We start from the raw sequence: 16,503 nt of genomic DNA, 5'->3' as shown, positions 1-16,503 counted from the left end.
TATAGAGTATTAGGACCTATATAGCTATTTTTAACCAAAAAATTACTTCCGATAATATATCGTTATCGGAAGTAATTATATCATAAGCCAAAAGATATGGCAAATATGCAGTTTTTACCAATAGCTCATATACTTAGCAATTATCTTATGACTGTACACTATTATCTGACAACATAGAGATTCATTGTTTCTTCTAGTCATTACATGTCATACATGTCATACATGTGTAAAATAAGCAGTATTAACTATGGCACGAAATTGTATTATAAGCTTTTTAAAAATGTTTTTAATACATTCCAAGTAGTAACAAAACTTTCTAACTCCATACGTTCTGTAGGCGCATGTAAGTCATAAATGTTTGGTCCAATGTTAATAGCATCTACAGGACCTTGTAAATTTTCTAACATGTAGCCAACTTCAAGACCTGCATGGATAACATTAAACTGTAAGTCTTTAGTGCCTGTCACAGATTCATAGGCATGTTGATAGGCTTGTTGTAATGGGCTATCAAATGTTGGTAACCAACCTGGATATTGGCTCTCAAGGCTCGTCGTAGCACCATAAGTTTCTGCCAATTGTACTAAGCCTTTATAATGAGCATCTAAATTCTTCGTATCTGTGCTGCGTACTTGCATTTTAAGATACACAGTACTATCCGTCATACCTAAGACACCAATATTATTAGAGAACCAAACTTCATTCGGATTTTCGGGAGAATGCTGTAATACGCCTTGCTCAATACCTTGGATAAGAGCACAAAGCTTTTGTACTGTATCTGCACTAAAAGCACGTTCCATAGTGATGGCTTCTAGGTCTAATTCTACTAAATCTTCACGCTCTACTTTAGGCACAACAGATAGAGAAATTGTCATATTTTCATTAGCCTTTGCATAGTGCGCATTCCACTTGTCTTGTTCTTCTTGTAACAAAACTTGTACATACGGCACATCTTGTAAATGTAGATATACATCCGCATAGGCACGTAATGGAATCGCATTAGGAGCGCTGCCTCCACTTACTTCTGTAATGCGAATGTTGTGCTCCCCAGTGATTCGTTCTAATACCTTAGATAGAATGTAAATTGCATTACCACGACCTAAATGGATATCACAACCAGAGTGACCACCTTGTAAGCCCTCGATAGTAATTCTGCGTTTTGTCATTTCATTATTCACAGATACCTGTGCAATAGGCAATGTTACCGTAGATCCATGGCCACCCGCACTGCCGATTGTCACTTCATTCATGCGCTCACCATCCATATTGATGAGACGTTTACCTTGTAAATGACTGTAATCTAATGTTTTCACTCCATTGAAAGTAGTTTCTTCTTCCACAGTAAACACAACCTCTAATGGTGGATGTGCTATTGTTGTGGATGCTAAGATAGCCATACCATATGCTACTGCAAAACCATCATCAGCTCCTAAGGTAGTTCCATTGGCATGTAGAATACCATTCTCTACATGTAAAGAAATAGGTCTATTAATAAAATCGTGTTCTACAGATTCTAATTTGGTGCACACCATGTCCATATGACCTTGTAAGATCACCGGTTCATGAGACTCATAGCCCTCTGTGCCAGCTTTTTTTATGATTAGATTATACTGTTCATCTTGGAATACATCTAATCCTAAATTGATTGCCCAATCCTTAATATAGTTAGAAATAGCTTGTTCATGTCCAGATTTTCTAGGTATGTTAGCAATTTCTTGAAAGTAATGTAAAATGTTATCCACATTATATTGATTCATAATAGTTTCTTCTATTGACACGTGTTCCTCCTAGATTAGTCAATATTTGGCCAACCTAATTCTTTACCACCCAATAAATGAGCATGTAAATGGAATACAGTTTGACCTGCTTTAGCGCCAGTGTTTAATGTTAAACGATATCCATCAGCAGCAAGACCTAATTCTTTTGCTACCAATTTAGCGAATGGTAAGATACCTTCTACATAGGCTTCATTGCTTTCATTTAAGTGAGCAATGTTAGATACATGGTTTTTAGGAATGATCAACACATGCACTGGAGCTACTGGAGCAATATCATGGAATGCCAAAAATTTGTCATTTTCTAATACAATTTTAGCTGGAATTTCTTTATTAATAATTTTACAAAATAAGCAATCTTCTTTCATGGGAATCCCCTTTCTAATCTGATGTATTGTACTTACATGTATATATTTACTATATCAAATATTTTCTATGTAGTCTATTATTTCTTTCTAAATATATCAAGAGTCTCACCCTCTTCATTTTTCCAAGCAGTCCAACCATTTGTAGACAATCCCCTTACTAAAGTTGCAGCAGCGTATGGAGATTTACACACTATATCCTCTATTAATATACCATTTTTTATCACAGCTGATTTTCTTAGCTCATTAGCATAGGAATAATTAGAAGGAGGACACGAACTACCTTTTAATACAGTAAATGTACCATTATCCACCAACATTTTACCATATATAGATCCAATATCTTTTCTTTTTTGATCGATATGATATAATCCATCAGGAATATTTTGATAACTTTGATTTTCTAAATTATCAGCTCTAGCCTTTGTTGCATTATCAAATACAACATCTTTACCTTGATCTGTAGGATAGACCTGCTTTCCATCAAAGGAAGATAATAATTGGATAACTAACTCTATATCAAGAGCAAATAGTTCTGTATTATGAAGTCGACTTTTACTAAATATATCATCTAATAAAAGTTCTTTTTCATCATAATCATCTACTTCAATTGCAAATTTTCGTTTTAAACCTACTACATTTCGATATCCATTATTCTCTAATGTATTCATTCTAGATTCAAAGTTATCAATACCAGTCTTACCTATTTTTACTAGTCCATCTACGACTGTTGTCATTACATATAAAATTCCTCTTGCCATATATCCTCCTAATATAATAAGTAAGTACTGATATTTTATAAGAAAAATTAGATACTAATTTCCACTAGCACCACATCACTATGTACTTCTGTGACGGTTCCACCTACAATATCCCCTACGTTAAATGCATGGTCTTGTTTAGGTATTTTACTATGTACATATTCATTGGTTAGGCCATAATAGTAAAAGTCATCGCTTTGTTCGATAAGAACTTTAACTGGTTTGTTGAGGAACCGATTGGCATAGGCTTTAAAACCTTCTTTACCAAGTTGGTTTAATAAGGCAACACGAGTCTTTTTGACGGCTTCTGGTACTTGGTCTTCCATCTTGGCAGCTGGTGTACCTTCTCGAATGGAATATGGGAAGGCATGGATATGAGTAAATCCAACTTCTTTTACTGTGCGCATGGTTTCCTCAAACAATTCGTCTGTTTCCCCAGGGAATCCGGCAATAATATCTGTCGTAATTGATAAGTTCGGAATGCGACTGCGTAAATACTTCACCAAGTCTTTGTATTGTTGCAAATTATAGTGACGGTTCATAGATTTCAATACCGGATCAGACCCTGCTTGTAATGGCAAATGTAAGTTAGGGCATACACGAGGGTTGGTTGCCATTAACTCAATTAGCTCTTCCGACACTTCTACAGATTCAATAGAACCAAATCGAATGCGTTCTAAGCCGTCAATGGTCAATAATTCGCGCACAACACGACCTAAGGTTGGTCGTTCAGGTAATTCAATCCCGTAATTACCAAGGTGAATCCCTGTGAGCACTACTTCTTTATACCCATAGGCAACAAGACGTTTTGCTTCTTCCACAATATCTTCAATTTTTCTGGATTTTAACTTTCCTCTTGTATAGGGAATGATACAGAAAGAACAGAAGTTATTACATCCTTCTTGTATCTTCATGAAAGCCCGACATTTTTCGATTTCATTGCCGAATAAAGGCATTTCTTCAAATGTGGACTCTTCCATGACATTGCGAACAATAGAAATTTGTTCTTCTGTAGATGGAATATTTTCCACTAATTCCACAATCTTATTGCGGTTCGCCGTACCGATGACCAGGTTTACCCCATCAATGGCAGAAATCACTTCTGGTGCTAACTGAGCATAACAGCCAGTTACCACGATAAATGCTTCTGGATTACGTCGTTTTGCTTGTCGGATTAATTGGCGTGACTTTTTCTCTCCCATGTTCGTTACAGAACATGTATTAATCACGTAAATGGAGGCTTCTTCGTCAAAGCCTACAGGTGTATACCCTGCTTTTATAAATAAACCTTTCATGGCATCCGTATCATATTGATTCACACGACACCCTAAGGTAGTAAATGCTACTGTCTTCATGAGACTCCTAATCTAGTAATTCATATTGAATCATACTTACAGCACCTAAAGCTGCAGTTTCAGCTCGTAATATAGTAGGTCCTAGGCTAACCTTGTGTCCACCACAAGATTCTAATAGTTCCATTTCATTTGGACTATAGCCACCTTCTGGACCGATACAAATAGCGATAGTATGGTATAAATTGGTATGTAACTGTGTTTGTAAAATATCTTTAATCGTTTTGTCATCTTCTCGCTCATAGGCACCTAACAAGAGCACTCCCTCATCAGATTGTAATGTTTGCAGTACCTCGAAAAGTGACTGTTCTACTGTTAATGTTGGTACATTAGGGCGACCACATTGTTGGCTTGCTTCTATGATAATCTTTTCCCATCTACTTTTCTTGGCGTTTAATTTTTTAGCATCATATTTAGCTACACAATGGACCGAAGATACACCGTAGATGTGATGAACGTTTAATTCCGTAGCCTTTTGCAATAAAAACTCGAACTTATCGCCTTTCAAAAAGGATTGAATTAACACTACTTTCGTAGCTGATGTAGGCACGTCAATGGTACGTAATCGTTTCGCCATATATATATCTGATTCCTCAGATATTAGCACAAATTCACCTGTATGCCCTTCATGATTGCTCACAATAAAAGGGTCCTCTTTGGAATGACGCAATACATGAAAGAGATGATGTGCTGTATCTAATGGTAATTGGATATTTTCATCAATAATGCCATCAATAAATATTTTTTTCATATACTTCCTATCTTATGCCAAGGCAAAGGTATGCCAAGGGCCCTCTACCATTTCTTCGATAATAGTCCAGTGGTTAGTAATATAAGGCATAATTTCATCATACCGATCGTCTACAATACCACTTATTATTAGTATACCATTATCGTGTAGTTTTTCCCTAATCATAGGCAATAAAATTTTTAGAGGATCTACTGTTAAATTCGCTAGTATGAGATGAGCTTTACCGTGAAAGTCATCGCTTAAATTGCCATGAATGATAGTGGCCTCAATACCATTATTTTCACAGTTTTCCTTGGCCTGTATAGCTGCTTCTTCTTCTAGGTCGATGCCCACTAGGTTAGGTATCCCTAAATGATGGGCTGCTAGTAATAAAATACCTGTGCCAGTACCAATATCTAGGCAAACCTGTTGGCTCAAATCTGTGGGAATACGGTGTATATATTTGCCTAATAAAGTGGCACAGTTCCTAGTAGTCTCATGATCTCCCGTACCAAAGGATAGCTTTGTATCCATAGTCATCATTACATCTTGTTCTGTAGCAAGTGGATCCGTAGACGCATCATAGCTTTGCCAAGCAGGGCATATGACTAAATCTGGTAGTAATCTAGTAGGCATAATATATTGCTGCCAACTATGATACCATTGCTCATCATCTACAGTTTTACTGTCCATATTTTCATAAGAAATATTAGCATCTCGTAATGCCTTTTTTAGTATCTGTACCCATTCTATCTCACTATGATCTGTCCCTAAATAGATGGTCACACGACTTAAGTTAGGACTATTTTCAATTGTTTCTTCTATGTATCCATTACTTTCTATATCATTAAAAATGGCAGCCATTTCATCAATGACTGCCACTTCTACAGTAATGGATATTTCTATCCATTTCATAGATGACTCCTTACTGGTCAAGTATTATTCTTGTCCAAATAACTGTTTCACCTTATCACTTAAATTTTCTAATATGCTTTTGTTCACTTTCAATGTATTTACATCTTCTTTGTTTTCCGCAGCAAACTCCACTAATAATTGACGTTGCTTATCTGTCAATTTTTTAGGTGTCTCTACAGTGACAACTACATGTTGATCGCCACGTTGGCTTGGTTGACGTAAATAAGGAACACCTTGTCCTTTGATTCTGAAAGCTGTACCAGTTTGTGTACCTTCTGGGATCTTAAGTTCTACTTTTCCTTCTAATGTAGGAACTTGTATAGTAGCACCTAATGCAGCTTGTGAGAAAGAGATAGTTTGACGAAGTACAACATCGTTACCACTACGTTCAAACTCCTTATCTCTGGCTACAGAAATATACACATACAAATCGCCTTTAGGGCCACCTAATGTACCTGGCTCACCTTCACCAGAGACACGTAAGCGTGCACCATCATCGACACCAGCAGGTATTTTAATTTCAATATCACGGCGTTTAATAGCTTGTCCTTGTCCACGACATACTTTACAAGGTTTTTCAACAATTTTACCTTGTCCACCACAGCGAGAGCATGTACGAACTGTTTGCATACGACCAAATGGCGTATTTTGAATTACAGCTTCTTGTCCGGAACCATGACAGTTTGGACATGTTTCTACTTTAGAACCAGGCTCCCCACCTGTACCATGACAATGATCACACTCTTCATGGCGCTGTACATTGACTTTCATCGTTGTTCCAAATACAGCATCACGGAAGGAAATGCGTACGTCTTGGCGTAAGTCGGCACCGCGTTCTGGGCCACGTTGACCACGGCCACCGCCGCCACCAAACATATCAAAGATATTACCAAAAATATCATCAAAGCCACCAGCACCGCCGAAGCCACCAAAACCACCGCCGCCAAAGCCACCACCAAAACCACCAGCGGAGTTTCCTCCGCCAGCAGTAAAGGCATCATGACCATATTGATCATATTGTGCTTTTTTCGTGTCATCAGACAAGACTTCATAGGCTTCATTCACTTCTTTAAAGTTCTTTTCTGCCTCTTCTGGATTGTCTCGATTTACATCTGGATGGTATTGACGTGCTTTCTTACGAAAGGCTTTCTTAATTTCATCTTGGGATGCATTTTTGTTGACGCCAAGGACGTCATAATAATCACGAGCCATTACCTATGTCCCTTCTTATTATTTTTTGTCTTCGTCAACTACAGTGTAGTCAGCGTCTACTACATTATCATCTTGTTTAGGAGCTTCTTGTCCACCTTGTTCGCCTTGAGCTTGCGCCTGTTCGTACATTTTAGAGGACAATTCATATAAAGGAGCTGTCAATGCTTCGCTATCAGCTTTGATTTTTTCAATGTCCCCAGACTCAATAGATGCTTTTAATGTTTCTGTCGCTTTTTTCACAGCTTCTAATTGCGCTGCATCAGCTTTACCTTCGAAGTCTTTCACTGCTTTTTCAGCTTGGTATACCAAGTTGTCAGCATTGTTTTTCACTTCAACTTCTTCTTTTTTCGCTTTATCTTCAGCTGCATGTGTTTCAGCTTCTTTTACCATGCGGTCGATTTCTTCATCGCTTAAACCGGAAGAAGATGTAATTGTGATTGCTTGTTCTTTACCAGTGCCAAGATCTTTCGCTTTTACATTTACGATACCATTTGCATCGATGTTGAAAGTAACTTCGATTTTAGGTACTCCACGAGGAGCTGCTGGGATACCGGACAATTCGAAACGGCCCAATGTTTTATTAGCTGCCGCCATGTCGCGTTCCCCTTGCAATACATGGATATCAACGGAAGGTTGGTTATCTGCTGCTGTGGAGAATACTTGAGATTTAGAAGTAGGAATTGTTGTGTTGCGGTCGATAATACGAGTGAAAATACCACCCATAGTTTCGATACCTAAAGACAATGGAGTTACGTCAAGTAACAATACGTCTTTTACTTCACCTACTAATACACCACCTTGAATAGCAGCACCGATAGCTACACATTCATCAGGATTGATGTTTTTAGTTGGCTCTTTACCTAATTCTCGTTTAATAGCTTCTTGTACTGCTGGAATACGAGTAGAACCACCAACTAATAATACTTTATCGATGTCGGATGCAGACAAACCAGCATCTTTCATTGCTTTACGAGTAGGCTCGATGGTTGCTTCTACAAGGTCACGAGTCAATTCATCAAATTTAGCACGAGTTAATGTTACGTCTAAATGTTTAGGACCTGTTGCATCAGCTGTGATGAATGGCAAGTTGATTTGTGTACTTGCAACGCCAGACAACTCAATTTTAGCTTTTTCAGCAGCTTCTTTTAAACGTTGGTCAGCTAATTTATCATTGGATAAATCGATACCAGTTTCTTTTTTGAATTCGCTGATTAAGTAATCCATAATGCGTTGGTCAAAGTCGTCACCACCTAAATGGTTGTTACCAGATGTTGCCAATACTTCGAACACACCTTCCCCTAATTCAAGGATAGATACGTCGAATGTACCACCGCCAAGGTCGAATACAAGGATTTTACCATCTTCACCTTTATCTACGCCGTATGCTAAGGCAGCTGCTGTAGGTTCGTTGATAATACGTAATACTTCTAAGCCTGCTACTGTACCAGCGTCTTTTGTCGCTTGACGTTGAGAGTCAGTAAAGTAAGCAGGAACCGTGATAACTGCTTGTTTTACAGGTTCGCCCAAATGAGCTTCTGCATCAGCTTTAATTTTTTGTAGAATCATAGCGGAGATTTCTTGTGGTGTATAGGATTTACCTTCTACATTCACTTTGTAATCTGTACCCATATGACGTTTGATAGAAATGATTGTGTTTTCAGGGTTGGAAACCGCTTGACGTTTAGCCAATTGACCTACTAAACGTTCGCCATTTTTCGCGAAACCTACTACGGAAGGAGTTGTTCTAGCTCCCTCTTGGTTTGTAATAACAGTTGGTTCGCCGCCTTCCATCACTGCGAAACAAGAATTTGTAGTACCTAAGTCAATACCAATTACTTTTGCCATTTAACATGACCTCCTAATACTTCTTCTAACATGTTAATTATAATTATTTATTACTTATCCATTGTGAACTACTTTCACCATCGCTGGACGTACCACACGGCCTTCTACAGTATAACCAGTTTGTAGTACTTCGCATACGGTGTCATCTTCCATATCTTCTGCTGGCACACGCATGATAGCTTGGTGATAATTTGGATCAAATGGTTGTCCCACAGCTTCGATAACTGCTAATCCTTGTTTGGAAAGGCTTGCCATCAAGCTTTGGTGAATCATTACAAATCCATCCATGAAAGCCTTTGTTTCCGGCGTTTCCGGTGCCGAAAGTGCTCTTTCAAAGTTATCTAACACAGGGAGTAAATCTTCAATGACATGAGATTTAACAAAGACCCCTAGTTGTTCTTTTTCTTGGTTTGTACGACGTCTGAAGTTTTCAAAATCTGCTTGCAAACGCATGTATCGTTGCTCCCATTCTTTCGTAGGATCTACTGCTTCAGGAGCTTCTTCTTCCAAAACTTCCACTTCAGGAGTGACCGTTTCTTCTTGTTTATTTTCTTCCATACTTCACCTCTTTACAATATTTATCGTTTTCCTTGTAACTCTTCCATACACTTATTAATATAAGCGAGAATACCCATAATACGTCCATATTCCATTCGTGTAGGACCTACAATGGCGAGGGTACCTACTTGATGAGGAACATTGAAACTTGCTTGGATGACGCTAATATCTTTTACCAGTTCATTAGAATGACCTATTTTTACATCGATAGGACTACTAGAGTTTGGTGTTAATAATTGGGTTAACTCATCTTGTTGTTCTAGTAAAGCTAACAGCGGTTGGGCCCGTTTAATATCGTTAAACTCTGGCTGTTCTAATAGGGATGTAGTTCCTATTGTATAGAATAATTTACGTTTAGCAATGGCTCGATATAATGTGTCGCAAAAAATGACATACGTTGTATCTCGTAAATCTAAGGTTAACCGCATTTTGTCTAAGTTTTCTTGCGTGATGTCCTGGATGGATACATCGTGAAGCACACTATTAAAACGATGTGCATGCATAGCTAATTCTTCTGTATTAATAGGCTCTGTAAAATAGATTGGTTCATTATCCAAAGCACCTGTATTCGTTACCACCACCATGACCGCTCGATGTTCATCAATAGGAAGAACATGGATATAGGTTATAGTAGATGAATCATGGGCGGGAGCTAAAAACATACTCACATTATGACTTATCCGAGAAATGAGCTTTGCTATCTCTACGAAGAAATCATCTAGTTCTTGTTGATGAGCCTGCCATAACTCTCGAATTACAGGAATATCTTCAGCAGCATCGTCTTCAAATCCTTGTAAGGTATCTACATAGTATTGATAGCCTTTAGCGGAAGGTATGCGACCCGCTGATGTATGAGGTTGTTCAAGAAAGCCAAGATCTTCTAAATCAGCCATCTCATTTCGTACCGTCGCAGGACTGATACCTAAATCATAATTCTTTGCGATCGTACGAGAACCAACAGGTTCGGCTGTTTTAATGTAATCTTGAATGATAGCACGCAGAATGCGTTCCTTTCTTTCATCCATAGTATCACCTCGTTATTATTAGCACTCACTAAGGTTGAGTGCTAACTACAAGATATATAGTATCACATTTACGATATATGTCAAGTGAAAAATTGGTGAAAGTTCAGTAAATACCGTATTAGTCAAAAAAACAAACTTTTTGATTGTTTGGTTTGGTGAGGTATGTCATACTAAATAAATCTTTATGGTCTCTTGTATGTCACTATATATACCATCAATTTTATAAAGGAAAAAATGCGACACACTCCTCCACAAACTGATCCTACGGTAGGTTTGCTCCGGAGTATGTCGCATACTTCTAGTAATATCATAATTAATCTAAACCCGTGACATACAAGTTATCAATACACAGTATCCTTTTTGCATGACATACCTCACTAACACATCCACTCGGAATGACGTTTGGGTGGGATGGTGTTATTTGTCCTTTCAAATTGTCTCGGCATAGAAATGATAGTATAATATTATTAAGATTATAAAGATAGAACAATTGAGATATTAAGCTTTTGAAACTAGTAGATCTTAGCTTAGTCTGGTATTATATTAATGATTTCTGTAAAGGAAAGGTAGTATATGAAATTTATTGTATTACAACGTGATGAGATTGAGAATTTTATACATGTCGAGCAAGCACAGGTTCATGGGTTAATAAACGAGGAACATCATAACGAATTAGAACACATATTGGACTATGTAAAACACGGAGACCAATTACAGTTCATCAAAAAAAGTAGTACCCTCTTACCAAATACATTGCGTCTTTTATACATCCCACCGTTGAGTGAACTAGGTATCACAACAGGTGAAACTTCAGTTACACTTGAGTGGACTGGATTAGAAGAAGATACATTATACATTATTAAAGATGATGAGCCATTAAAACTAAGGATCACCAATCCTAAAGCTGGGGTCTATTATAAGACTATTTAGAGACTAACTGAAATTGACTTTGAAGAGGAACGCCATTATGCGTAGCACATCTTGTGGCACCCCTTACTACCTAAATCACATAAACATAAGAAGAGCACGACATGTTCCAGAGCAAACCTAACCACTGTATCAGTTTGCGGAGGAATATGTCGTGCTCTTCCCTTTGCTTAGTTAACCAAAAGCCACAGGATGCATAGCATCACAAGTGACGTTTTACTGGAATGGATTCCCCAATCGTTGTAACACATGCTCGAACTTCTCTTTCGGTTTCGCGTTAGTGCTATACCATTCTAGGAGCTCCGAAATTTTTTGTTCTGCTTCTTCTGGGGACAGCCCTTCTAGCAAGGTAATTGCTTTTCTAGGCAATGCACCGCTTGTGCCACCTGCTACTAAGGTAAAGCCATTTGGTTTTCCCACTAGGCCGATGTCTTTAATCATAGACTCTGCGCAGCATCGTGGGCAACCACTGATGCCGATGCGAATTTTGTTCGGCATATCTTTACCGTAGTGTTTTTGGTCTACCATGGTCGCCATCGGAATGGTTTCCATAAAGGCATGGCTACATCCATCTGTACCTCGGCATGCCACGATAGAGTTCACAGATTTATGTTGGACTTGCACCACCCCATCTGGTAAGTGTTCCAAGATGGATTCTTTTTGTTCTTTTGTAATATCATAAATTTGGATGCCTGTAGGAACGATACGGAACTTTCCATTATGTTCTTTTGCTAGGCCAAAAATCGCCTCCATTTGTTCATATGTGAACTCACTGAATAAGGCGTGTAAAATAACTGCTGTTTTCATAAAACTCTCCTAAATTAACTGTATGGGCGTACATTCCTACTTAGGACGTAAGGAACTGACTAAACACATAATTACCGTGCTTGGCCCCTTCCTTAGTGAGACGATATGCATCATCTTCATAAACAAGCAATTGTTTACGCATTAGATCTGCAATGACAGATCCATATATATTGTGAAAGTCCAGCTTAAATCGACTTTCAAACAAACTAGGTACTAACCCCCACTTCGTGCGTAAAGCAAGAAAGCAAAAATCTTCATAGTCACGAGGACTCGTGATGATTTCTTCCTCAACACATGGACTTTCACCCATTTCAATGTGATGAATGTAAGGCACGACGTAAGGGGTATTTTGAAAGCGCCGATTCCCCACAAAGGAATGGGCACCGGCGCCAAAGCCGATGTAATCTGCGCCATGCCAGTATTTGATATTATGACGACTGAAAGCGCCATCTTTCCCAAAACTAGCAATTTCGTATCTATCGAACATCTGTTTTTCTAACCCTTCTACAAGGTAGTCGTACATCTGTTCGCAACTATCTTCTGAAGGTAATATGACCGAATGGTCCGTGACTTGGCGATGCAATAAGGTACTCGGTTCCACTTGCAGGCCATAGATAGAGATATGATTCATCGGCAAAGACTGAATGACCTCTAGATTATAAGCAATGTCTTCCAATGTTTGCTGAGGCAATCCGTAAATTTGATCAATGCTAATATTGCGGAACCCTACCTCATGTGCATCTAGGACGGCTTGCTGTGCCATCTTTGCCGTATGAGTTCGGTGCAATACACGCAAATGGTCATCACGAAATGTTTGCACACCAAAGCTGATTCGGTTGATGCCAAGCTCATATAAGTGTCGCAAGTATTGTGTATCTACTTCACCAGGGTTAGCCTCAATGGTAATTTCCACATCGCTACTGATCGTATATGTTTTGTACACTGTCTCTAATATACGATTCAACTCCTTAATGGACAACACAGTCGGTGTGCCACCGCCGAAGTAAATCGTATCGAAGGGATCTGTCCCCAACAGGGATTGACTAGATTCAATCTCTTGGCGTAACGCATAGGCGTACACATCAAAATAGTCTTCTAATCCTTGGTACGAAGGAAAATCACAGTAGGTGCACTTTTGACGGCAAAAGGGAATGTGGATATACATTCCCCTGTCACCGACTGGAATACGAGTTGTATCCATTAGTTTTCTACTTTCAAAATCGCCATGAATGCCTCTTGTGGAATCTCTACAGACCCTACGGCTTTCATACGTTTTTTACCTTCTTTTTGTTTTTCTAACAATTTACGTTTACGGGAAATATCACCGCCGTAACATTTTGCCAATACGTCTTTACGCCATGCTTTTACCGTTTCACGAGCCACAATTTTTGTCCCCACTGCCGCCTGGATTGGAATTTCAAAGTTTTGACGTGGAATCAATTCTTTCAACTTCTCAGCTAATGCACGACCACGCAATTGAGCACGATCTTTGTGAACGATAATACTCAACGCATCTACAGGATCTCCGTTTAATAAGATATCCATTTTTACCATTGGGGATTGTTGGTATCCAATTAATTCGTAGTCCAAGGATGCGTAACCTTTTGTAGCGGATTTCAATTTATCGAAATAATCATAAATGATTTCCCCTAATGGCAAATGGTACACGATGGATACACGACTTTCATCGATGTATTCCATACTGATATATTCCCCACGTTTGTCCTGTGAAAGTTCCATAATGGCCCCTACATAGTCTTTTGGTACGATAGTTGTGGCTTTTACATATGGTTCTTCTACATAGTCAATTTCAGTTGGTGGCGGTAATTTAGCAGGGTTGTCCACTTCGATAACTTCCCCATTTGTTTTATATACCTTATAGTTTACGCTTGGAGCCGTCGTAATCAAGGATAGATTATACTCCCGTTCCAAACGTTCTTGGATAACGTCCATGTGTAATAGTCCAAGGAAACCGCAACGGAATCCAAAGCCTAGTGCCAAGGATGTTTCTGCTTCATATTCTAAGGCAGCATCGTTGAGATTTAGTTTTTCTAAGGCATCCCGTAAGTTTTCGTAATCTTTGGAATCTGTTGGGTATAGACCACAATATACCATGGATACAGCTTTACGGTACCCTGGTAATGGTTCTTCCGCTGGGTTATCGGCTTTTGTGATGGTGTCCCCTACACGACAGTCTCGAACGTTTTTAATACTTGCCGCCACACAGCCTACAGAGCCACATGGTAACTCTTGTACAGGTAATAAATGCGGTGTAAATACACCTAATTCAGTAACCTCAAAATCCTTAGAACTGTGCATCATACGAATGGTATCTTTCACTTTCAAAGAGCCTTCTTGTACACGCACATAGGCAATAGCACCTTTATAGGAATCGAAACGAGAGTCGAAAATCAATGCACGAGCTGGTTTATCAGAATGGTCTGGTGGTGCAGGAATTTTCTCTACAATCGCTTCTAAGATATCCTGAATACCAATGCCAGACTTGGCACTCGCCAAGATAGCATCAGATGCATCTAAGCCGATAACATCTTCGATCTCACGTTTCACACGCTCTGGATCAGCACTTGGCAAGTCAATTTTATTAATGACAGGAATGATTTCCAAATCATGTTCTAATGCTAAATAAACGTTGGCCAAGGTTTGCGCCTCTACGCCTTGTGCAGCATCGACCACCAGCAGTGCTCCTTCGCAAGCTGCCAAGGAACGGGATACTTCATAGCTGAAGTCCACATGGCCCGGTGTGTCGATTAAATTTAATGTGTACTCTTGTCCATCCTTTGCGGTATGCAATAAACGAACGGATTGGGCTTTAATCGTAATGCCTCGTTCACGTTCTAAGTCCATGGAGTCTAACACTTGGGCTTGCATTTCTCGTTTCGTCAAAGAACCTGTTTCTTCGATTAAGCGATCCGCCAGCGTAGACTTACCATGGTCAATATGAGCAATGATACAAAAGTTACGAATATGTGATGTACTCATGACTTCCCTTTCTAACAAACAATATCTATTACACCACCACCGAGAACGCGACTTCCTTCGTAGAATACGACGGATTGCCCCGGTGTAATGGCGCGTTGTGGTTCCGTAAATTCAACTTTCATAGTACCATCCTCTGTGAAAGTAACAGTACATGGTGATGGTTTCGCAGCATATCGAATTTTACCTTCCGCTTGCAATGATGTAGGTACAACTCCATCTAGGAAATTATAGTTTTTACACAACATCGTGCGAGAGAATAAACTTTCATTAGGGCCTACGATAACCTCATTCGTTTTGCCATCTAATTTCACAACATAGAGAGGGTATGCATAGGCAATGCCCAAGCCCTTACGTTGTCCAATTGTATAATTGTATAATCCATTATGCGTGCCTAATACTTCACCATTTTCATGGACAATACGCCCTGATTTAGGTTTTGATTTCGATGTTTTTTCAATGAACCCTTGGTAATTGTGATTCGGCAAGAAACAGATATCTAAACTATCTGGCTTGTCCCATACTGGCAATTCTTTTTCATGAGCCATTTCACGAGTTTTCGTTTTTGGTTGATGCCCTAGAGGGAACACAAGATGTTTTAGAATATCTTGTGTCAGCGTGTATAGTACATAACTTTGATCCTTTGTTGGATCTTCCCCTTTATGTAACTCGTAACGCTGCGCTGCTTCGTTGTACATTACTTGCGCATAGTGACCTGTCACCATGTGGGTAGCCCCTAAGGATAATGCACGTTGTAACAACAAATCGAATTTAATATTGCGATTACAGAACACACATGGATTCGGTGTACGACCATTGGAATATTCCGTGATAAAGTAATCTACTACATTATCTTTGAAAATGTCTTTCGCATCCACCACGTGATGTTCAATACCAAGAAAATCGCACATCTTCTTCGCATCAATGACAGCTTGAGGAATCTCGTCTTCCTCTGTGTCACTGACCCATAAACGCAAGGTAATACCAAATACTTTATACCCTTGTTCTAATAACATTGAAGCGGTTAAAGAACTATCTACGCCACCGCTCATAGCTACTGCATATACTTTGTCCATATTATCTCCTACCATCAAATTGATACATCAAAACAGATTGAAAGTCTGAAGATGTATAATTGAACAAAAATTATACTTATACATATCACTATATTATACCGTATTTTAGGGGATAATGACAATAATATAAGCCAATTATTGGCTTATATATGCTTTTCTTG

Annotated in this window: 15 protein-coding genes; 1 reads left to right on the top strand and 14 read right to left on the bottom strand. The window is 38.9% G+C overall.

What is annotated here, in order from left to right; translation table 11 throughout:
- Positions 1-263 precede the first annotated feature (263 nt).
- The 10 genes from pepD to hrcA form a co-directional block, all read right to left on the bottom strand.
- Positions 264-1,775, bottom strand: coding sequence for a beta-Ala-His dipeptidase (gene pepD / locus EO127_RS01095; RefSeq protein ID WP_127447652.1), 1,512 nt, complete (start codon positions 1,773-1,775; stop codon positions 264-266).
- Positions 1,776-1,789: 14 nt separating this feature from the next.
- Positions 1,790-2,140 (bottom strand): histidine triad nucleotide-binding protein, encoded by a 351-nt coding sequence (locus EO127_RS01090; protein ID WP_127160120.1) that lies wholly within the window; start codon positions 2,138-2,140, stop codon positions 1,790-1,792.
- Positions 2,141-2,217: 77 nt separating this feature from the next.
- Positions 2,218-2,898: a DUF4357 domain-containing protein gene (locus EO127_RS01085; protein WP_127069231.1), complete on the bottom strand. Its 681-nt coding sequence runs from the start codon at positions 2,896-2,898 to the stop codon at positions 2,218-2,220.
- A 47-nt stretch (positions 2,899-2,945) separates the two neighbouring features.
- Entirely contained in the window at positions 2,946-4,253 is a 1,308-nt protein-coding gene (gene mtaB, locus EO127_RS01080) for a tRNA (N(6)-L-threonylcarbamoyladenosine(37)-C(2))-methylthiotransferase MtaB (protein WP_127447651.1), read from the bottom strand.
- 7 nt (positions 4,254-4,260) lie between these two features.
- The gene (locus EO127_RS01075; protein WP_127447650.1) at positions 4,261-5,001 is read right to left on the bottom strand and encodes a 16S rRNA (uracil(1498)-N(3))-methyltransferase; all 741 of its coding nucleotides are present in this window, start codon (positions 4,999-5,001) and stop codon (positions 4,261-4,263) included.
- Between the two features lie 12 nt (positions 5,002-5,013).
- Positions 5,014-5,895, bottom strand: a complete 882-nt coding sequence (locus EO127_RS01070; RefSeq protein WP_127447649.1) for a 50S ribosomal protein L11 methyltransferase — start codon at positions 5,893-5,895, stop codon at positions 5,014-5,016.
- 24 nt (positions 5,896-5,919) lie between these two features.
- Positions 5,920-7,107, bottom strand: a complete 1,188-nt coding sequence (gene dnaJ, locus EO127_RS01065) for a molecular chaperone DnaJ (protein WP_127447648.1) — start codon at positions 7,105-7,107, stop codon at positions 5,920-5,922.
- Between the two features lie 18 nt (positions 7,108-7,125).
- Positions 7,126-8,952, bottom strand: coding sequence for a molecular chaperone DnaK (gene dnaK / locus EO127_RS01060; protein WP_127162384.1), 1,827 nt, complete (start codon positions 8,950-8,952; stop codon positions 7,126-7,128).
- A 54-nt stretch (positions 8,953-9,006) separates the two neighbouring features.
- Complete coding sequence (grpE, locus tag EO127_RS01055; protein ID WP_009352775.1) at positions 9,007-9,510, bottom strand: nucleotide exchange factor GrpE; 504 nt, start codon at positions 9,508-9,510, stop codon at positions 9,007-9,009.
- A 20-nt stretch (positions 9,511-9,530) separates the two neighbouring features.
- Complete coding sequence (hrcA, locus tag EO127_RS01050) at positions 9,531-10,535, bottom strand: heat-inducible transcriptional repressor HrcA (protein WP_127447647.1); 1,005 nt, start codon at positions 10,533-10,535, stop codon at positions 9,531-9,533.
- Between the two features lie 573 nt (positions 10,536-11,108).
- On the opposite strand from hrcA, the gene EO127_RS01045 reads away from it, so the two are divergent.
- Positions 11,109-11,465, top strand: a complete 357-nt coding sequence (locus tag EO127_RS01045; protein ID WP_127447646.1) for a hypothetical protein — start codon at positions 11,109-11,111, stop codon at positions 11,463-11,465.
- 213 nt (positions 11,466-11,678) lie between these two features.
- On the opposite strand, the gene EO127_RS01040 is transcribed toward EO127_RS01045, so the two are convergent.
- Genes EO127_RS01040 through mnmA form a run of 4 tightly spaced genes read right to left on the bottom strand, consistent with a single transcriptional unit; the run spans position 11,679 to position 16,342 of the window.
- Positions 11,679-12,269, bottom strand: a complete 591-nt coding sequence (locus tag EO127_RS01040) for a nitrite reductase (protein WP_127447645.1) — start codon at positions 12,267-12,269, stop codon at positions 11,679-11,681.
- Between the two features lie 40 nt (positions 12,270-12,309).
- Entirely contained in the window at positions 12,310-13,470 is a 1,161-nt protein-coding gene (gene hemW, locus EO127_RS01035) for a radical SAM family heme chaperone HemW (RefSeq protein ID WP_164742244.1), read from the bottom strand.
- Entirely contained in the window at positions 13,470-15,269 is a 1,800-nt protein-coding gene (gene lepA, locus EO127_RS01030; protein ID WP_062403449.1) for a translation elongation factor 4, read from the bottom strand. The genes hemW and lepA overlap by 1 nt, the downstream gene beginning before the upstream one ends.
- 11 nt (positions 15,270-15,280) lie before the next feature.
- Positions 15,281-16,342, bottom strand: a complete 1,062-nt coding sequence (gene mnmA / locus EO127_RS01025) for a tRNA 2-thiouridine(34) synthase MnmA (RefSeq protein ID WP_127447644.1) — start codon at positions 16,340-16,342, stop codon at positions 15,281-15,283.
- Positions 16,343-16,503: the final 161 nt, after the last annotated feature.

The organism is Veillonella sp. 3310 (genome assembly GCF_003999875.1).
Lineage (GTDB): Bacteria > Bacillota > Negativicutes > Veillonellales > Veillonellaceae > F0422.
Note: the sequence above shows the minus strand (reverse complement) of the source record. Positions and strands in the feature narration are given on the sequence as shown.